Genomic DNA, 17,456 nt, shown 5'->3' with positions numbered 1-17,456 from the left:
AATAGGAGGATAGGCTTTCACTTTTTACGATTCATTCAAAACTTGAATCAATCAACTAGATATTATTTTTTATTGGTCATTCGCCACTCGCCACTCTAACTCGTTTAACAGTGGCGTATAATCCACTTTGGTGAAATCAGTCACATCGAATGTATAAAGCGTTCCAAGTTCAAAGTGTTCATACTTTCGATCATTTATAACAGCTCTAAATTCTTCTTTGGTGATATGATTGGTTCCTAACGATCGATCGTCCAACGTATCCCCATAATGATAATGGTCCATGATATAACTCAAATGACGTTCAGGATCACGATCTCTTTTATAACGTCGTTGCCATAGTACATCAAAGTCTGCGTGCAAGCGAATCGTGATCACTTCATATCCATATTTTTTTGATAACGCTCCTAATGGTCCTTTTTGTTTGTCACTGAAAGGATACTCTGAAACAATCACTTTCTTCCCTGCTTCCATGTACAGTTCCAATGCCTGATAAAAGAATGGATACACCTTGTTTTTTTCTTGCTCTGCTCGTTCAGCTAAATTATCGAACCCAATTGATTCAGCGTAATACTCTTTGACTTCATCTAAGGTAAGACGATACATCGTTGGAAAACGTTCGAACAGTCGTTCCATCAAATAAGTTTTTCCTGTCCCAGGACTTCCTGCCAAAAGAAACAAATATTTTTTCATTTTAGCTCTTTCCTGCATAGATCTCACTTCCTGTATTCAAAAACAGGCCGATTTTATGTTTGATGATTGCCTTTACTGCTTCGTTGGCTGGAATCACGTTGTGGCGTAATGATCGGCTGACTTCTGTTTCCCCAAAGCTTTCTTTTGCTGTTTTCGTCCAGTTAACAAGTAGCTCTGTCCCAACATTGAATTTACGGATTCCATGGTTGATCAACTCTGGATAATCTTCCTCTTTCACTCCAGTACCGCCGTGGATGACCAAGGGAACATCGACTACTGCGTCGATTTCTTTCAGGAGTGGTAGATTGACTTCTGTTTTTGATTTGAATTGTCCATGATTTGTTCCAATAGCAATTGCTAATGCGTCTACTCCAGTTGCTGCTACGAATTCTACCGCATCTTCGGGTTTCGTATACACTTTATCATCTTCTGCCACATGGATTCCTTCTTCCGTCCCACCAATCGTCCCTAGCTCCCCTTCCACTGAGACACCACGAGCGTGGGCGTATTCAACGACTGCTTTTGTTTTCAAGATATTTTCTTTAAAAGGTAAATGGGAACCATCATACATTACTGAAGTATAACCGCTATCGATTGCTTGCTTGATATCAGAGAAATCACGCGCATGATCCAGATGAAGAACAGCGTCCACCATTTCTTCTTCAGCGATCGTTTTCACTACATTGACTAAGACATTCATCCCAATATATTTCGCCGTATCCACACTTGTTTGGATAATGATCGGCGCACCCATTTCTTTGGCTGCTCGTAACATTTCTGGCAACATCTCTAAGTTATGCGTGTTGAATGCGCCCACGGTAAAATTCAAAGCTTCTGCTGTTTTTGTTACCTCTTTTAATGTCGTATACATTTTTTTTATAGCCACCTTTATTCTTATTTATTCCCTGTAATCGTAAGTTGTTTAGCAATTTGTCGCATCTCGTCCATTTTCCCCATATAATGATCAATTCCTTGATCGTCCCCAGCTCGTGCAGCTTCTGCTCTTTTTGCATTATATAAAGACATCAACTTCTTGTACCCATCATTGATACTTTTCTTCAGTGATAAACTTTTCTCAAGGTGTTCGATTGCCTGATCGTTATCCCCTAACTCAGCGAGCTTTAGTCCTACTTGTTCAAAAAGAACCGCTCGTTGGTCTGTTTCTTCTGTCTGGTCGATATCTTTCTTTAGTCGTTCGATCGTTGTTTGAAGTTCTTCTTTTTCTTCGATGGAAAGCGTCTGTATTGCTTCAGGTTGCTCTTTTTTCTTTTTCAAAAAACCAAACATTATGCTCCCTACTTTCACATTAGAATGCTTTTAAAATCGGACTTAAGATCCAAGCGTACAGTAGCGCTACCACTACTGTATCGACATCTGTCGCTGTCGCACTAACAAATCCCATTGAATTGAAAATCGTTACTAATAATGCTGGCAACAAGGTAATAAAGAAGCCATGAGCGATTCCACCAATGATTGCTCCTCGTCGTCCCCCAACTGCATTACCAAAAATACCCGCTGTCCCCCCAGCAAAGAAATTCGTCAACATCCCTGGCAGAATCATCGCTAATCCAAACATCGGCAACGTAAACATCGCAATGACCGTACCGATCGTTGTTGTGATAAACCCTAAAATCACTGCATTCGGACTATAAGGGAAGAACACCGGACAATCTAACGCTGGAATCGCATCAGGAACTAGTTTCATCGCAATCCCACGAAACGCTGGAACGATTTCGCCTAGTAATAAACGTACCCCTGAAAGTAATACGTATACACCAACAACAAACTGGATGGCTTGTAAAAAGGCAAACATGATATAGTTTTGACCTCCTGATAGCTCAGCCGCAAACGTCTCTCCTGCAAACAACACAGTCACGATATAAAGTGGCACCATCACCACCATGACTGATAAATACGTATCTTGTAAAAATTCAAAGTGAGCAGGCAATTTAATGTCTTCAATCGATTTCTTGTTCTCGCCTCTTTCACCAAAGATTTTTGCTACCCCAGCCTCAAATAAATAGCCGATCGTACAAAAATGCCCTAAAGCAATATCGTTTGAACCGGTGACCTTACGGATGATTGGTTGCGCCATCGCTGGCATCGCAATAGCAAACACTGCCCCAATGAAACCACCAACTAAAATCAAGACAAACCCACGTAACCCAGCGAAGTACCCAAATACAGTGGTCATCGTCGCCATCCATAAGATTGCTTGACCAGTCAAGAAGATATATTTCCACTTCGTAAAACGGGCAAGTAAGATATTAAAGATAAAAATAGCTAAAAAGGTTAACGCGATATCTCTACCTAGACCAAGTTCATTCATTGCTTGACCATTGATTGCTTCAATTGACGGGATGATCCCTTCCATTTGGAACCCTTCGGTAAAAATTTGCCCAAAATACGTCAAACTACCGACGATGATACTCGAACCCGCACTTAAAACTTGAAAGCCTAGCAATGTTTTCAATGTACCCGAAATAATTTGACCCGTTGATTTCTTTTGCAGGATCAGCCCTAGCATCGCAATCAAGGCAATCGTGATCGATGCTTGAGTCAAAATATTTTCGATAATAAAATTGATAACGCCCATGTTTTCTCCCCCTATTTTTTCTTGATTAGATAGCTCCCTTACTTTGTAAAACTGGTGTTAACTTCTCTTCGATCTCAACTTTTGAGACGATATTTTTCAAGTAAATCATGGCTGTTGTCGGATCAATGGTAAATTTTTCAAATTGTGAACGAAAATTCTCTGCGGTAATGATCACATCTGGCTTCATCGAAACGGCCGAAGAGATATCGCAGTGATCCAGCTTAGCTGTTACGCCTAATTTATTCAATACATCCTCGGCTGACATTTGAGCGGCAAAACTACTTCCTAGTCCTGCGCCACATACAAATAAAATATTCAATTTGTTCATTCCACTCTCTCCTTTTAGCTACTTAAATAGTCGTTTTTTAAATAAATCTACATTTGGACTTTCGATCAAACGAGTCAATTTCGTTTCGTCATTGATCAACTCGATCAACTCCTTCATGATGGTTAAATGGGAATATGAATCTACTGCTGCTAAGCAGAAAATGATTTTTACTGGGTCCATCTCTTCATTGCCAAAATCAACTGGCTGACGAATTGTCGCGACACTCACGCCTAACTTATTGACGCCATCTTCTGGTCTGGCATGGGCTAATGCCAGATTCTTGCCAATAACGATATAGGCGCCATACTCTTCTACTGCACGGACCATCGCATCAACATAACTTGACTCAACGATATTTTCTTTCAACAATGGTTTAGCCACTCGTTCAATCGCTTCTTGCCAATTGTCTACGTGTTCTTGGATCAATATATGATTATCTGTCAAAATGTCTTTTAGCATTGGTTGGATCTCCCTTTTATTGATTTCTAAATGATTTTGCTCAAATAATGTTTCTAATTTGGTGTAGATTGGCCGATCAATCTTGCCTCCACTTTCTTCCACGATCCGCAAGACGTCGGTAAACAATTCTGTTTGCCCACTCTCTGTCGGAATCAGTCGTTGGACCTTTTGGTGAGCATTTAAAAAATCTGCAATGATCGGACGATTCGCATCGGTTAAAATAGGCTCCAACACAAGCAGTGGTTTGTTCTGATCTGATAATTGGAACGTACTGAAAATCAAGTCGACATCTAACTTATCCACCAACTCCGCTTCTTTAGAACTCAATACCACGACAACTTCAATTTGTGGGAACTTCTCTTTTAAATTTTCTGCTAATAGATTGCCTGTTGCCAGTCCATGGTGACAAACCACCACTGATTTATACATGTACATGACATTCTGTTTGATCGTGCTAGCAATCGTCGAAAAATGGATCACTAGAAAAGCAAGTTCATCTTCGATTATCTCTCCACCAATGACTTCCTCGATCGTTGGGACAAATAATTCAACTGCTTCATAGATGGGGCGGTAATTGGCCCGAATATTTTCTTTCAAAGGATTCGTGACTTGGATTCGATGTTTGATGCGAATGATCAAAGCCGTCATATGTTTATAAAGATTTTCACACAGGATTTCTTCTTTTAAGTGAAATGGGATACGGGTCTGTTCCTCGACGAACTGGATCAGTTGGATCGTCAACAGTTGGGCTTGGACCCATTCCAACGAATTACTGATATCTTTTGAACTGAATGTCTCAATCGTAAAACGAAGGTAGTTTCTTTCAACCGGTGGAACGTCTGTCAAGCGAAACTCAACGATGACTTTTTCAATAAAATCAGTGAAACAGTCTTTTTTTTCGTTATTATTTTTCCAATTGATTGCTGAAATAAGTTCATGCTTTCTGACTCGCTGGACCCAGATCATTGTAAACAGCAACAGTTGATTTTTGTAGATATCATCTTCTTGTCTGATCATAGTATCTGTATAGATGGCTTCGAGCTTTACAATCTCCGAAGGTGAAAAATACTGTTGGAAAATTCTTTGAGCCGCAGTGATTTTCGTACCGTTTCTTGCTGAAAAATCAATTCTCCCTAGATTTTTATTAATCAAGTCATAAATCATCGTGCGGATGGAGCGCTCCGCTCCTTTATAGACCAATCCCTGTCTGCCAAAACTCACGATTTCGATACCGTATTTGATCAAATCCGCTCGCAAACGACGCATATCTTCGTCCATCGTACTTTTCGAGATCATGAATGCTTCTTCCTTACGATTCAAATAAACTGGCTGTTGCTCATAAGCAATTGATAACACTAAATCAAAGGTCCTCTCGTCACGATTCAACAACTCCTCTTGATAAGTCACCAATGCTTCTGTCAGTCTTTTTTCTTCCTCATCGCTTAAACGCAACAGAAACCCTTGCTTACGAACCGTTTGGATCTCTGCTAATTGATTGGCTCGCAACCAACTGTTGACATCCAGCACATCTTGACGAATCGTTCGTTGACTGACTTGATACTCTAACGCTAATTGTTCCGCTTTGATTGGATAATGATATGCTCTAAATCTTTGAAGTAACTCAATCGTTCTCGTTTTCATATGATTGATTTTCCTTTCTGAACCAAGTATATGTTTGCGCTTCCAAAATAAAAAGTAGAGATTTCTGCCAATTAAGTTGGCAGAAAAGTAAGAAAGCCTGTACTAATTTTTCAAGCAAGAATGTAGCAGAAGTACCTACTTTCGAGAAATGAGCCGCACAAGTCGAAAATAGTCTCTCCTATTTTTGGCTTGCGCGGCTCATTTCTCGAAAAAATCCTCTTCAGGAAGCTCGCTTATTCGATTGTTTAGAAATAACCATTTCGCTCACCCAAACAGCTATTTTGTCACTCGTTTTAGTTGGTTGGTACCTACTGATATGATCGTTAAATAATTGAAGAAGTAACTCAATCTTTGACAAAAACCTAGTTTATCTAATAGTGGAAGGTGATTCAGCACTGGGATCCTTGCCAGTCCGTAAATCATCGCACTCAGCAGACTCAAGCTGATTAAAACGATATACACTCGACTGATTGGTTGATTCGCTTCTTTTCGATAGAGCAATAAAGCAAAAACCGGAAATAAAAGAAAGCCACTATAACCTAAACTAGAACCAACATTATGTACCCACGTTGAGAAATCCCACGAAGTAGCTTGGGTGTTAAGACTAAACAATCCTGTAAAAAGGCAATCGCCTATCGCATAGAAACCTAGTGAAACAACCAACCATTTCGCTAAATGAGTAGATACTTTTTCAAACGAAGAATACAGCGCAGGTAAGGATAAGCTAAAAAAGATGCCTGAAAAAACAGAACAAACAAGAAAGAATGTTCTCACTGGACTTGTGACGTCACCGAATACACTGATTGGCAGCCTTAATTGATCTAAACCTGGATAGAACAAGCCCAAAATATAAGGTGTTGAAAAATCACTCAACACTCCTAGAAATAAAAAATAAAGCCCATAACGTCGTAAAAAAACCATGTACTCCTCCAAAACACTTTTATTCTTATATACAGAATAACATTTTCAATTTAATTGCAAAACAAAAAATCCTATTGATTCTGTCACATTCAGTGGTTTAAAATCAAAGGATTTTTTGCTTTGATAGAGCTTATTAACTATATTCTCAAAAAAGTTATCATTTTAAAATCAATGGTTCACGACGAGCTAGTTTAAGTGAATGGATAATGAATGACCTCTTTGTACGTTTCAAATAATTCAGCATTCAATTGATCGCCACCGTCTATATTGGCAGAATAAAAAATCGGTGGGTGTTTCACTCCCTCAGAAATCAACTGTTCACAAACTTCTACGATGATCGTATTGAGAATGGTCCCTCCAATCACCGTAGAAGAAGGCCCGACCTTTTGTGATAGCCCTGTTAGTTCACAACACGCATCTCCGATATCGCCGTGGTTATCGATCACGATATTCGCAATTTCAAATAATCGTTCCCCTGATGAATGGCGACTAGTTACAGATTTCGAGTAGGATACATTTGTTAGTGCGATGATTTTTACTCCTTTTTCTTTTGCCACTTTAGCTAAATCAATAATGATCGGGTTTCTGCCAGATACTGAATGAAGAATTAATACATCATTTTCTTTAAAAGGAATCGTTCCGGCTAGGGCCATTCCATAGCCTTCTAATCGCTCCATTTGACTCGTAAAGGTTACTGGATTTCGATCCAACATCACTTCTCGTCCAAATATTGCATTGATCGTCATCATTCCTCCAGCACGGTAATACATTTCCTCTGCTAAAATACCCGCGTGGCTGGCACCAAAAATATAAATAGAATGTTTTTGTAAATTTGATTGAGTCAATAATTCAATCGCTTCTCCAATTGATTGCCTTTCTTTTTCTTCGACAATTGTTAATAGTTCTCTGATTTTATCCATGTAACGAAACATTTAAAACCCTCCAAATAAACTGCTGATTCCTCGTCCAATCATTCCCCACAATGACAAATCGTTTCCGCCAAAAATCAAGATCCAACTTTGGATCGTTGTACTGAAAATCATGGCAGAAAAACCAACTAAAGCAACCATTGTGACAGATGCTGCAATCGTTCCGAGAACTGCCCCACGAAAACCGCCTTGGCCTTCACCAATGACTGCGGCTCCACCACATTCAAAGAAACTTGTAATGACCAATGGTACGATCAGTACACCAAATAACTGGAATGAATTTGCTAAGACAACTAAAATCGTTGAAGTGATCATCGCAACGATAAAACCAATAATGACCGCATTCGGACGATAGTTGAATAGGATCGGGACATCAAAAGCAGGTTTCGCACCTGGTACCACTTTTTCAGCAATCCCTTGGAAAGCTGGAATAATTTGATTAATCAATAAACGAACACCATACAACATGATCAATAATCCAGCACCGAAATTCAACCCAGCTTCAATGGCAAACATAACAAGATTCCCACCTTCTGGAATCAAAACTGGTGCGATGATCCCCACTACCACATTCATAAGAAACATGACCAATGCTCCCGTGATCGAAATTTCACGAAAAAATGAAAGGTTCTCTGGAACATTGATCTCTTCTGTCGATTTTTCTTTATTTCCCACACGCTTTGCCACAAATCCTGAAATCAATGATAAGATCCCTGTCGGATGACCGATCAAGAAAGAATCATCACCGGTAGCATCCCAAACATATTTGCGCATGATCCATGGCATGAATGACCAATAGCAAGCAGACAATAATGCACTAATCCCAATCAGTAAAGTACCAGTTAGACCAGCCTCTACTCCGGCAGCTACAAATACAAATGGGAACCACCACAGCATATGTCCAGTCAGAAAAATCGTTTTGACTGGTGTAAAACGAGCAATCAACAAATGGATGATCAATCCTAAGAACATGGCTAAACCGACTGTACCACCGTATTCTGCTGTAAAAGTCACATCAGATAACCCTTCAGTAACTTGCACACCTAATTGTGTCTGGACCGCCGTATTTATAGGAGCTATCGTCCCTACCAACATATTTACACCAGCCGTTAAAGCCACCATCCCAAAGGCTGCGGTCAAGGAACCTTTAATGATTTCTGAAAATGACTTTCGTTGGATGATCAAACCGATCATCGCGATCAGGGCTAAAAGAACAGGTGGATTTTTCAAAATATGATTGCTAATAAAATTCATCAGTCTAGCCCTCCTTATTTGCTAAATATTGTTCTAATTGTGCCTTTACTTCATTTGTATCCATATATTTTTTGATTGGATAAACAGGCGCTTTGACCGAAGCTTTCAGTTCTGGTAGTAATTCATTACTAGTAAAATAAACATCTGCTTGAGTCGCTTTTGCTGAGGATAAATCAGTATTCTCTACTGTAGCTTTGAGCCCTAGTTCTTTGATCACCTTATCAATCGACATTTTTAAAACCATTGAACTTCCAACACCAAATCCACATACTGCTAAAATTTTCATTTTTTTTCCTCCTTAGGTTAGTAATTGGATTATTTTTTCCTTATTTCCCGATAAAATAGTTTGATACTTCACTTCATCCATAAATATGGACATGATTTCTTGCAATTTATCCAGATGGCTCTCACTATCTTTCGCAGCTAAGATCAAAAATATTTTCACCGCTTCGTCTTTCATATCTACTGCATTTTTTACGACTAAAAGACTCATGCTTTGTTCATTCACTCCTACGCCTGGTTTGGCGTGCATGAGGGCAAAATAATCGGTTAAAACCATATATGGACCATGCTCTTCTACACTTTTGATCATATTATCCATATAAGTATGCGTTATCATTTTGCTTTTTAACAAAGGCTCACTTGCAATCTCAACGGCAGTCTCCCAATTTTCCACTGTATCGATTACTTGGATCTGCTCTTTTGCCAATAATGGATCAATTCTACTCATTCTTTTACCTCCAACATTTTTGAGATGAACCAGTTTTTATCACCTATCCCTTGCATGATCAGTTTCATCACTGCTTCAACTTCTTTCACATCTTCTTCTCGGATCATCAATAATACGATGATATCTGCTTTTTGATTTCCCCAATTAACTGGTTTATCCGCTACTAATATCGCAATAGCAGTCTCTTCTACGAATAGCGGATTACCATGAGGAATCACAAAACCATTATCGAGATAAGTAGATTGGATTGCTTCTCGGTCAAAAACCGACTGGGTGTATTGTTGTTTCTTATAGTCATTTTTAAAGTTTTGCTGCTCCATCAGAAAATGGATTGCTTCTTCTTTTGACCCATAATGACCAAAATAAATATTGGACGCAAGCAATTGTTTTGTTTTTTCAGGTAAGATCCGCCTTTCTTTCATATGCTCATGATCAATCACTAAATCGATATAATGATTCATGATTCGTTTCATATCGCGACTAGTCACCATGGGTGAAATTCTGACGACAGGCTTTGATTGCTTGGGTATATCGACTGTAGAAATAATAAAATCAATTTCTGATAGATCCATGTAAGTCAACTTATCAATAGAGGCAGTTTCAATGCTGTCAATATCAGGTAAGATTCTTCGTATTTTGGCTGAAACAAATGAACTTGTTCCAATGCCATTCGGGCAGACAAATAATAATTTGTTTAATCGTTTGATCCTCTCGATAGCAGCTTGAAAATGAATGGTGACAAACCCAACTTCATCCTCAGATAGATTCACTTCACTTGGCCAACGAAAATCTTTTAATGCAAACCATACAACCCCATAAATGGACGGATAATTTTGTTTGATTCCATCAATCAATGGATTGACGATCGTTGTTTGCGCTTCAATTCGTAAAAGTAATTGATACAGATGTACTAGAAGATCTTCTTCTAGACGGTTATCTTGTGTTAAATCAATCTGGATACCTTCGCTAACCTTTTGGATCAATTGTCGAATTTTCCCGCGAAAAGCAAAAGGAATATTTTCACTTTTCATAAAGAATTTCAAGCCACTTCCTACGATAATGTAAGTTAAATATTGGACCTCTTCTTGTGTGAACTGATAAATTTTCTGGTCCTCTAATTTTTTTAATAGTTCATACACCAGCGGGTACTTATTGAACTCCAAGAAATATTTTCCATACTGATTCTTACCGATCAAATCTATTTTTTCACCCATTTTTGAGCGTTGGATAATCAATAAAATTGAAATCACAATGCTTTTGAAATAACTTTCTGGAATCTCCATTTGTTTTTCGTTGATTCCTTGACGAAAAGCTTGCTCGATTCTTCTTAAAAGCTGCTGATCTATTAGTTCTGCTACCACTTCTAGTTCATTGAAATGATTAAGGATGGTCCGCTTCAACACACGTTGGATTTGAATTTCATTTCCTTCAAAAAATGTTCCCGAACGATCAAATGTCAAATTCAATCCTTCTTTGGTAAAAATATCTTTCACATAAGAAAGATCATTGGCAATACTACTTCGTGAGACAAAGTATTCATCAGAAAGCTGTTGGTAACTTAAGTGTTCAAAATTCAACAGTCGATTGAGAATGGTTATTCTGCGCATTTTATTTTCCTGATAGTGCATAACTTTCATTTTCCATCACCTTCTATGTTTACTATAATTTTTCAAACAACCGATTAGAAGACCACAAAAATCATTAAAAAATAATGAGATAGTATGCACATTACTAATCGAAGTCTTTTTTTAGTATACTCAGAAACAACTAAATAATTCTACTCACAGTAAAAAATATGAAAAAAGCCAACAGACGATTGCTGTTGACTTAAAAAATGTAATTTGAAATGATGGTAGAAAGATGCCTCTATTGCAATTCACTCAAACGACTTTTGATCGAAACATCCTCGCCATTTCTTTTTCTAGCACCCAATTCACCAATTGCGGTGAATAGTAAGTCACTGGAAGAATTTAAAGCTGTCTCAACTGAGTCTTGGATGACCCCAATAATAAACCCGATTCCTACCACTTGCATCGCAATATCATTTGAGATACCAAATAAGCTACAAGCCAAAGGAATCAATAGTAATGAACCCCCAGCTACTCCAGATGCACCACAAGCAGCTAAAGCCGCCAAGATGCTTAAAATCAATTTTAAGGCGAAAGAAGCTTCGATACCTAGTGCTTGAACAGTCGTTAACGTCATCACTGTAATCGTCACTGCTGCTCCCCCCATATTGATCGTTGCTCCTAATGGAATCGAAATAGCATAAGATTCTTTTGTTAATTTCAGTTTTTCTGCCAACATCATATTGATCGGAATGTTCGCCGCAGAACTACGCGTAAAGAAAGCAGAAATTGCACTTTCTTTTAAACAAAAGAAAATTAATGGATAGGGATTTTCTTTGATAAACAAAAAAGTAAGTAATGGATAGATGATCAAAGCAACAAAGAGCATCGTACCTACTAACACAAGAACTAATTGGAGATACTCGGTCAGTCCAGAAAGACCTGTTGTTGCAATTGATTCATAAACTAACCCCAAAATACCGATCGGAGCGAAAGAAATAATCAATTGAACCACCTGTGACAATGCGACCGAAATCTGATCGATAACTTCTTTCGTTGCTTCCGTACGTGCCCGCAATGCCAATCCTAATAATACCGCCCAAAATAGCACACCTAAATAATTAGAGTCAATAATTGCTTGAATCGGATTTTGCGTGACATTGGTCAGCATCGTTGATAAAACAGTCCCAATATTTTGAGGCGCTTGTTCCGAAGCAGTTTCCTGCAGAGTGATCGGTACCGTAAAAATCGAACTAGTGATCACCGCCACAAAAGCCGCGAAAAAAGTCCCCCCTAAATACAATCCTAAAATCGGTTTTACAAATGTCTCATTCCCCATTTTATGTTTTGCAATTGAAGCTGCAGTCAAGAAAAACACTAACAGCGGCGCAATCGCTTTTAAACAACTAACGAACAACGTTCCTAATAAAGCAATAAATCCCCAGGTCGGTAAAAAAATACCTAATATTATACCAATTAAAATACCGCAACCAATACGTTGAACTAACGACATGTCCAAGAATTTCTCTAACAAACAATCACCCCTTTATAGTTTAACAACCATTTTAACATCTTCATGAGAGAAACAAAAGAGTAATTTTCAGAAAATTCTTATTATTTCGCATATCTATGTGTCCCTTAAAAAAATAACGAACGATTTTGATTTGGAAAAATAAAAAACATCATTGTAATCTTAGGCATAAATTACGAATCCTCTTTCTCAATCCCCCACGATGATACCTTATCAAATAATTATTACAAGATTCCTATGGAACAATGAATGATTTCCTAATTTTTCTTTATTTGGTAGGATTTCTTGATAGATACTCAAAGATACAGCACCTATGTTCCTAAATACTTAAAGGTGGACTAAAAAATAAATACACATTCTATATAAACTTAAATTTTGGAAATTCTAGTAGTCATATTCTTTCTTTTCAAACGTTCTTCTGTTTATTCCCGTAATAGATTAGAATAATGGTTTTAAATGTACAATCATTTCAATTGATAATCTTTCATGTGATTTTTATCTTTTTTCAATTTGATATTTAGAAGATACATCTGGGACTTCTCTAAAATTTGATATGATTTTTCCAAATATTAATGAAGTTGTAGGTGATACTAACAAAACAAAAATAACCTCCCAAAAGTCACCTGATAAAATTGCTGATATAAATAGGTAGCCTACAAATATACCATATACACATGAAAAAAAATTACTCTGAACAACATAGATTTTTGACCTTTTATTTTCAACAAGTACTAACTGTACAATTGTCGTATCTTTAACTAGTTCTTTCACTTTCTTATTGTTATGTAATAGTCGACAGGTTGATATTATTCCATATGTACTAAGAAGACTAGCAATCAATAGAGCTAAATATATTGATTCAAGATAGCCCAAAAATATAAGAAAAGGACTAATTACAAAAACACTGAAAATCCCATAAGATTCAGGAACATAAAATTGTATTTCAGGTGTTTTTTTACCTTCAAAAATTTCTGCTGATCCAGTTACTTTATATGCAGTCCAACTTTCTTTCGGAGCGTTGTTGTAAAAGGTACTAAACGGAAAAAAGTTTCTCAGCCTCATTAACTTAAAATAATCAACAATGTACAATCTATCATTTAATTCCAGTAAATAATATCTGCTATTAATTCTTTTAATCTCTTGGGCACAGTTGTTTCCTATCCTCTAAAGCCTCCTTCAAGTTTCTCAGTTGATTCTGAAAAATTTAGCACTATAAGCTATTACTTAATTAGTTTCAAAACAGTTCTATAGTATTTTATTTCTGTTATTCCATATTAATAACTAAATTTTTAAAACCCAAAAGTTTCTGGTTCCTCTTCATTCTCTCTTTCAATCACTAATTTAGGATAAGGTATGTTTTTTATGTTTTCTTCGTAAGAATCAGCAAACGCTACTTCTTGCTCATCTCGATATCCTTCAAATAAGACTTTCTTTATATCTTTATCATTAAAAAATGCAAAATTGGATTCCGCTATTACACCTTGCGGATAACCTAAAGCAGAATAGTCAAAATAACCAATCGCTCCTTCATTATTAAAAAGCTGTGCCCGTCCAACAATAATAAGTTTGATATCTCCGCCTTTTAATCGCACTACACTTCCTAATGGTAAAATATGTTTATTGATTATGAAATTTTCCTTCCTTTATTTGTTTTTTTAGTATTCCCCCTGCTTTAATTCCTAAAATAGGCGGTACTATTTTTCTTAAACTTGCTAAACTAAACACACCAAATAAAAGTTCTATAAAATCTTCACCTTTTAGCATATGATTAAAAATCGAAATAATAGAAACAAAGAGTATTCCTATAGTCAATAAAAACTCGACAAACAACAATATCCAAAACTTTGGTGAGTTAGATACAACTCCTTGAATTTCATTGGGAGAAAAATTTCTATATTCTTTTTCTCCCAATGAATTAGTTATCATTATTCCTATAAAAACGTGTGCTAACACATATCCTAGACACCACACAAGAAGTAAACTAACTAAAGCTGGAAAAATAAGTAATCTATCTAAAATGGTTCCAAACGTCACCATTCCTACCATAAGAACTTGACTTGTCCAAAAAGTTCTACTTTTAGAGTAGCTTTTTCCTGCTGTTTCCGTATAAGCCCCTTTAAAATGTTGTACATATGGAGTGCTCTTTTCAAAATCAAAATATATTGATGAATTTCCTGATATTTTCAAAAGTGGAATAATCTTCTTTTTCATCCGAATATACTCCCTAATGATTGCCCAAAACCGGCAAAGACTTTACCAACATCGTTTTTCAAACTGTTTATTCCTAAAGAAATAGTTTTTCCAATATTATCAAAAGCTTTTTTAGCTTTCCCCGTTTCAATCCAATCATATACATGCTCTCCAAAACTCCCAATACCAGCTCCAATAACTGCGCCTAGTACGGATCCTGCACCAGGTATTGGTATCAAGGTTCCAAGAATGCCCCCAATATAAGCCCCCATAACTTTGCCACTAGCATCTATTATCGTATATGCAACTGTATTTCTAGTTGCTCTTTCAATATCATTATATTTACTCATTTGAGTATCATAATCAAAAGCTATACCTGCAATCGTACCAGCAATCCCTATACCTTTCCACATATTATTACTTCTTACAATTTCCACTGAATCTAATAAATCATCACTAACACTCTCTAATGTTTTAGCGTACCTAGTTGTACGAGAGAACGAATAACTAGAAACTGACTTAGACCCAAGTCTTATTGCTTTTACTTTAGTTGCTTTACCATATTCTTTGATGACACTTAATGTAGTGTTCCCTATAGAATGGGCATAGTCTATCTTCTCAGTCAATTTCTCCAATATTTGCTTCACCTTATTATCAGTTCCAACCTCAGTAAACCACTTTTTATTTATCCCCTCGGGTAACAAATATGAACCATCTGTCCTCACTCTCGTATTCTTTAACACTAATACACCCTGCATTGCCAGTTTCAATTCATCCAAACTATGACTGAATAATCCACTAGTTTGAGAATTGAAATTATGTAATTTTTTTAGCTTATTTTGTAATTGATCAATATCTTGTTGAAAGCTCTCTGACATACGTTCTAGATATCGTTGGACATTTAGCAATGTTTCGAGAATGCCGACTAACGGATTACTTTGTGCTTTGGACTGAACAAAAGCAGAAGTCGTGTCTACTGATGCTTTCATAACTCGCGTCGTCGCCAGTTGCTGGTTCAGTTTGTTCTCATCCAAGTATCCTTCCATTGCTACAATCTGATCCGAGACTTTATACCTTTGTAGCTCCTGTTCAATTTTTTCAATCGCATTCGTTGTTCGTGTAATTGTCGGAATGATCAATTTACTAAATAATCCTTTTCCTGCTGCATATGCTGCACCAGATAATTCGTTTCTGTTAACAGCTGACACGACTTTTTGACTTCCTCTCTTTAGTTGATTGATCGTTTCTTTACTACTAGCTAAGTTCTTCTTTAACGCTGACATAAATTCTGATGATTCCCCACTCAAATGTTATCCTTTCTGCAAACAACTCTTCTCTTTCTACTTCTAATCCTTGTAAAGTTTTCCTGTACGAAAAATCAAGTTCTTCATGTGCCTGATGAAATTGTTGTTGAAATGTTTGTTGCTTTGCTTCATACTCCTTCTGCATCCAAATTGCATTGGTCATACCTTGTTGGATATCTTCATGATTCAATTCAGATAATTGGCGAAAACCTCTTTGAAGTTCTTTTTCTAATTGAAGGAGCTGGTTTTCTAACCTACGTTTCCCATTTACTAATTCGTCTTGTTGCTGTTCCACTTTCCAAATTTCTTTTTGATTCTCATAGATCATTTCATTGTCTATTGACATTCGTTCACCTTCTTAGATATTTGATGGTTGATTTCTTGCAACATTCTTTTTCCTAAACGATAGCTTTGCTCTTTAGATACTGGTTTTCTTAAACTAAATACGAATTTTTTCTGAATTATTTTCATATTTAAAACGATTAAAGCGATTTTTATTATTTCATAAAAAAATGAGCCCTTTGATCAAATAAAATAACTGATAAAATTAATTTTACACCTTCGACATATTTCCATTTTAATATAATAATCAATTGAAAAAATAAAATATATCATAAAACATCGTTTTAGTCTCATAATCGTTAAAATAACAAAAAAAGACCGCCATTTATTGACAGTCGATCTTGATATGGATAATTATTTCATTTGTGGTACGGAGCCCCAGTATTGATCCGAAATGCGCGATAAATTTGTTCAACGAGGATCAGGCGCATCAGTTGATGGGGGTAGGTCATTTTGCCGAAAGAGATTTGGGCATTGCTGCGTTGCATGACGTCATCGCTTAATCCTAACGAGCCACCGATGACAAAGACGAGCTGGCTTTTTCCTTGGATACCTAATTGATCAATTTGCTTTGCAAAGGCTTCACTAGTAGGATTTTCGCCTTGGATCGCTAAAGCGTAGACAAATTCATGATCTTTGATTTTTGCGAGTATACGCTCGCCTTCTTTTTCTTTGACTTGGCGCATTTGAGCTTCGCTAAGATTTTCTGGTGCTTTTTCGTCAGGTACTTCTATTAGTTCGATTTTCCCGTAGGCTTTAAGTCGCTTAACGTACTCATTGCTTCCTTGAATCAGATATTTCTCTTTTAATTTTCCTACTGAGATGATTTTTATATTCATAATTATTTCCTTTCCTCATTCTTCCATGTCGATTTATTCCTTCCTTATTATAATTGAGGATGCTTATTCAAGAAAGTGATTTAAAAAAGTTTTCCCACATAGTTATACACATCTTCCACAGGTTTATCCACAGT

At 36.9% G+C, this 17,456-nt stretch carries 19 protein-coding genes; all 19 read right to left on the bottom strand.

Annotated features, from left to right (window positions below; genetic code table 11):
- Nucleotides 1-69: 69 nt before the first annotated feature.
- Entirely contained in the window at nucleotides 70-690 is a 621-nt protein-coding gene (locus tag ACH0AK_RS01680) for a P-loop nucleotide/nucleoside kinase family protein (protein ID WP_041684352.1), read from the bottom strand.
- A 1-nt stretch (nucleotide 691) separates the two neighbouring features.
- Nucleotides 692-1,561 (bottom strand): class II fructose-bisphosphate aldolase, encoded by an 870-nt coding sequence (locus ACH0AK_RS01675; RefSeq protein ID WP_023518997.1) that lies wholly within the window; start codon nucleotides 1,559-1,561, stop codon nucleotides 692-694.
- A 23-nt stretch (nucleotides 1,562-1,584) separates the two neighbouring features.
- Nucleotides 1,585-1,977, bottom strand: a complete 393-nt coding sequence (locus tag ACH0AK_RS01670) for a hypothetical protein (RefSeq protein ID WP_023518996.1) — start codon at nucleotides 1,975-1,977, stop codon at nucleotides 1,585-1,587.
- Nucleotides 1,978-1,996: 19 nt separating this feature from the next.
- Nucleotides 1,997-3,286: a PTS sugar transporter subunit IIC gene (locus ACH0AK_RS01665; RefSeq protein ID WP_023518995.1), complete on the bottom strand. Its 1,290-nt coding sequence runs from the start codon at nucleotides 3,284-3,286 to the stop codon at nucleotides 1,997-1,999.
- Between the two features lie 25 nt (nucleotides 3,287-3,311).
- The gene (locus ACH0AK_RS01660; RefSeq protein WP_010736508.1) at nucleotides 3,312-3,614 is read right to left on the bottom strand and encodes a PTS sugar transporter subunit IIB; all 303 of its coding nucleotides are present in this window, start codon (nucleotides 3,612-3,614) and stop codon (nucleotides 3,312-3,314) included.
- Between the two features lie 18 nt (nucleotides 3,615-3,632).
- Entirely contained in the window at nucleotides 3,633-5,714 is a 2,082-nt protein-coding gene (locus ACH0AK_RS01655) for a BglG family transcription antiterminator (protein WP_062805823.1), read from the bottom strand.
- 276 nt (nucleotides 5,715-5,990) lie between these two features.
- Nucleotides 5,991-6,635: a DUF998 domain-containing protein gene (locus ACH0AK_RS01650; RefSeq protein WP_023518993.1), complete on the bottom strand. Its 645-nt coding sequence runs from the start codon at nucleotides 6,633-6,635 to the stop codon at nucleotides 5,991-5,993.
- A 191-nt stretch (nucleotides 6,636-6,826) separates the two neighbouring features.
- Nucleotides 6,827-7,567: a sugar isomerase domain-containing protein gene (locus ACH0AK_RS01645; protein WP_010736512.1), complete on the bottom strand. Its 741-nt coding sequence runs from the start codon at nucleotides 7,565-7,567 to the stop codon at nucleotides 6,827-6,829.
- Entirely contained in the window at nucleotides 7,568-8,818 is a 1,251-nt protein-coding gene (ulaA, locus tag ACH0AK_RS01640; protein WP_023518992.1) for a PTS ascorbate transporter subunit IIC, read from the bottom strand.
- 4 nt (nucleotides 8,819-8,822) lie between these two features.
- Nucleotides 8,823-9,104, bottom strand: a complete 282-nt coding sequence (locus ACH0AK_RS01635; protein ID WP_023518991.1) for a PTS sugar transporter subunit IIB — start codon at nucleotides 9,102-9,104, stop codon at nucleotides 8,823-8,825.
- Nucleotides 9,105-9,116: 12 nt separating this feature from the next.
- Nucleotides 9,117-9,548, bottom strand: coding sequence for a PTS sugar transporter subunit IIA (locus ACH0AK_RS01630; protein ID WP_023518990.1), 432 nt, complete (start codon nucleotides 9,546-9,548; stop codon nucleotides 9,117-9,119).
- A complete protein-coding gene (locus ACH0AK_RS01625; RefSeq protein WP_023518989.1) occupies nucleotides 9,545-11,185 on the bottom strand; it encodes a BglG family transcription antiterminator in 1,641 nt (546 codons plus the stop codon). Before ACH0AK_RS01625 ends, ACH0AK_RS01630 begins: the two co-directional genes overlap by 4 nt.
- Before the next feature lie 229 nt (nucleotides 11,186-11,414).
- The gene (sstT, locus tag ACH0AK_RS01620) at nucleotides 11,415-12,650 is read right to left on the bottom strand and encodes a serine/threonine transporter SstT (RefSeq protein WP_034691300.1); all 1,236 of its coding nucleotides are present in this window, start codon (nucleotides 12,648-12,650) and stop codon (nucleotides 11,415-11,417) included.
- 492 nt (nucleotides 12,651-13,142) lie between these two features.
- Nucleotides 13,143-13,736 carry a hypothetical protein gene (locus ACH0AK_RS01615; protein WP_023518987.1) on the bottom strand — a complete coding sequence of 198 codons (594 nt, stop codon included), beginning with the start codon at nucleotides 13,734-13,736 and terminating at the stop codon, nucleotides 13,143-13,145.
- A 200-nt stretch (nucleotides 13,737-13,936) separates the two neighbouring features.
- Nucleotides 13,937-14,260, bottom strand: coding sequence for a DUF4176 domain-containing protein (locus tag ACH0AK_RS01610; protein WP_438846754.1), 324 nt, complete (start codon nucleotides 14,258-14,260; stop codon nucleotides 13,937-13,939).
- 4 nt (nucleotides 14,261-14,264) lie between these two features.
- The gene (locus ACH0AK_RS01605) at nucleotides 14,265-14,858 is read right to left on the bottom strand and encodes a hypothetical protein (protein ID WP_023518985.1); all 594 of its coding nucleotides are present in this window, start codon (nucleotides 14,856-14,858) and stop codon (nucleotides 14,265-14,267) included.
- A complete protein-coding gene (locus ACH0AK_RS01600) occupies nucleotides 14,855-16,120 on the bottom strand; it encodes a hypothetical protein (RefSeq protein WP_499796704.1) in 1,266 nt (421 codons plus the stop codon). The genes ACH0AK_RS01605 and ACH0AK_RS01600 overlap by 4 nt, the downstream gene beginning before the upstream one ends.
- Nucleotides 16,092-16,487, bottom strand: a complete 396-nt coding sequence (locus tag ACH0AK_RS01595; RefSeq protein WP_023518983.1) for a hypothetical protein — start codon at nucleotides 16,485-16,487, stop codon at nucleotides 16,092-16,094. Before ACH0AK_RS01595 ends, ACH0AK_RS01600 begins: the two co-directional genes overlap by 29 nt.
- 355 nt (nucleotides 16,488-16,842) lie before the next feature.
- Nucleotides 16,843-17,322: a 23S rRNA (pseudouridine(1915)-N(3))-methyltransferase RlmH gene (gene rlmH, locus ACH0AK_RS01590; RefSeq protein WP_010736523.1), complete on the bottom strand. Its 480-nt coding sequence runs from the start codon at nucleotides 17,320-17,322 to the stop codon at nucleotides 16,843-16,845.
- Between the last annotated feature and the right edge of the window lie 134 nt (nucleotides 17,323-17,456).

It is taken from the genome of Enterococcus pernyi, assembly GCF_045371165.1.
GTDB classification, from domain to species: domain Bacteria; phylum Bacillota; class Bacilli; order Lactobacillales; family Enterococcaceae; genus Enterococcus_B; species Enterococcus_B pernyi.
This window is presented reverse-complemented; position numbering and strand designations above follow the sequence as displayed.

Bases quoted from the DNA above. Each gene is read 5' to 3' on its own strand.
- ACH0AK_RS01635 (WP_023518991.1), bottom strand. From the start codon at position 9,104: ATGAAAATTTTAGCAGTATGTGGATTTGGTGTTGGAAGTTCAATGGTT.
- rlmH (WP_010736523.1), bottom strand. From the start codon at position 17,322: ATGAATATAAAAATCATCTCAGTAGGAAAATTAAAAGAGAAATATCTG.
- ACH0AK_RS01650 (WP_023518993.1), bottom strand. From the start codon at position 6,635: ATGGTTTTTTTACGACGTTATGGGCTTTATTTTTTATTTCTAGGAGTG.
- ACH0AK_RS01670 (WP_023518996.1), bottom strand. From the start codon at position 1,977: ATGTTTGGTTTTTTGAAAAAGAAAAAAGAGCAACCTGAAGCAATACAG.
- ACH0AK_RS01655 (WP_062805823.1), bottom strand. From the start codon at position 5,714: ATGAAAACGAGAACGATTGAGTTACTTCAAAGATTTAGAGCATATCAT.
- ACH0AK_RS01595 (WP_023518983.1), bottom strand. From the start codon at position 16,487: ATGTCAATAGACAATGAAATGATCTATGAGAATCAAAAAGAAATTTGG.
- ACH0AK_RS01605 (WP_023518985.1), bottom strand. From the start codon at position 14,858: ATGAAAAAGAAGATTATTCCACTTTTGAAAATATCAGGAAATTCATCA.
- ACH0AK_RS01660 (WP_010736508.1), bottom strand. From the start codon at position 3,614: ATGAACAAATTGAATATTTTATTTGTATGTGGCGCAGGACTAGGAAGT.
- ACH0AK_RS01630 (WP_023518990.1), bottom strand. From the start codon at position 9,548: ATGAGTAGAATTGATCCATTATTGGCAAAAGAGCAGATCCAAGTAATC.
- ACH0AK_RS01645 (WP_010736512.1), bottom strand. From the start codon at position 7,567: ATGTTTCGTTACATGGATAAAATCAGAGAACTATTAACAATTGTCGAA.
- ulaA (WP_023518992.1), bottom strand. From the start codon at position 8,818: ATGAATTTTATTAGCAATCATATTTTGAAAAATCCACCTGTTCTTTTA.
- ACH0AK_RS01675 (WP_023518997.1), bottom strand. From the start codon at position 1,561: ATGTATACGACATTAAAAGAGGTAACAAAAACAGCAGAAGCTTTGAAT.
- ACH0AK_RS01665 (WP_023518995.1), bottom strand. From the start codon at position 3,286: ATGGGCGTTATCAATTTTATTATCGAAAATATTTTGACTCAAGCATCG.
- ACH0AK_RS01600 (WP_499796704.1), bottom strand. From the start codon at position 16,120: ATGTCAGCGTTAAAGAAGAACTTAGCTAGTAGTAAAGAAACGATCAAT.
- ACH0AK_RS01625 (WP_023518989.1), bottom strand. From the start codon at position 11,185: ATGAAAGTTATGCACTATCAGGAAAATAAAATGCGCAGAATAACCATT.
- ACH0AK_RS01680 (WP_041684352.1), bottom strand. From the start codon at position 690: ATGAAAAAATATTTGTTTCTTTTGGCAGGAAGTCCTGGGACAGGAAAA.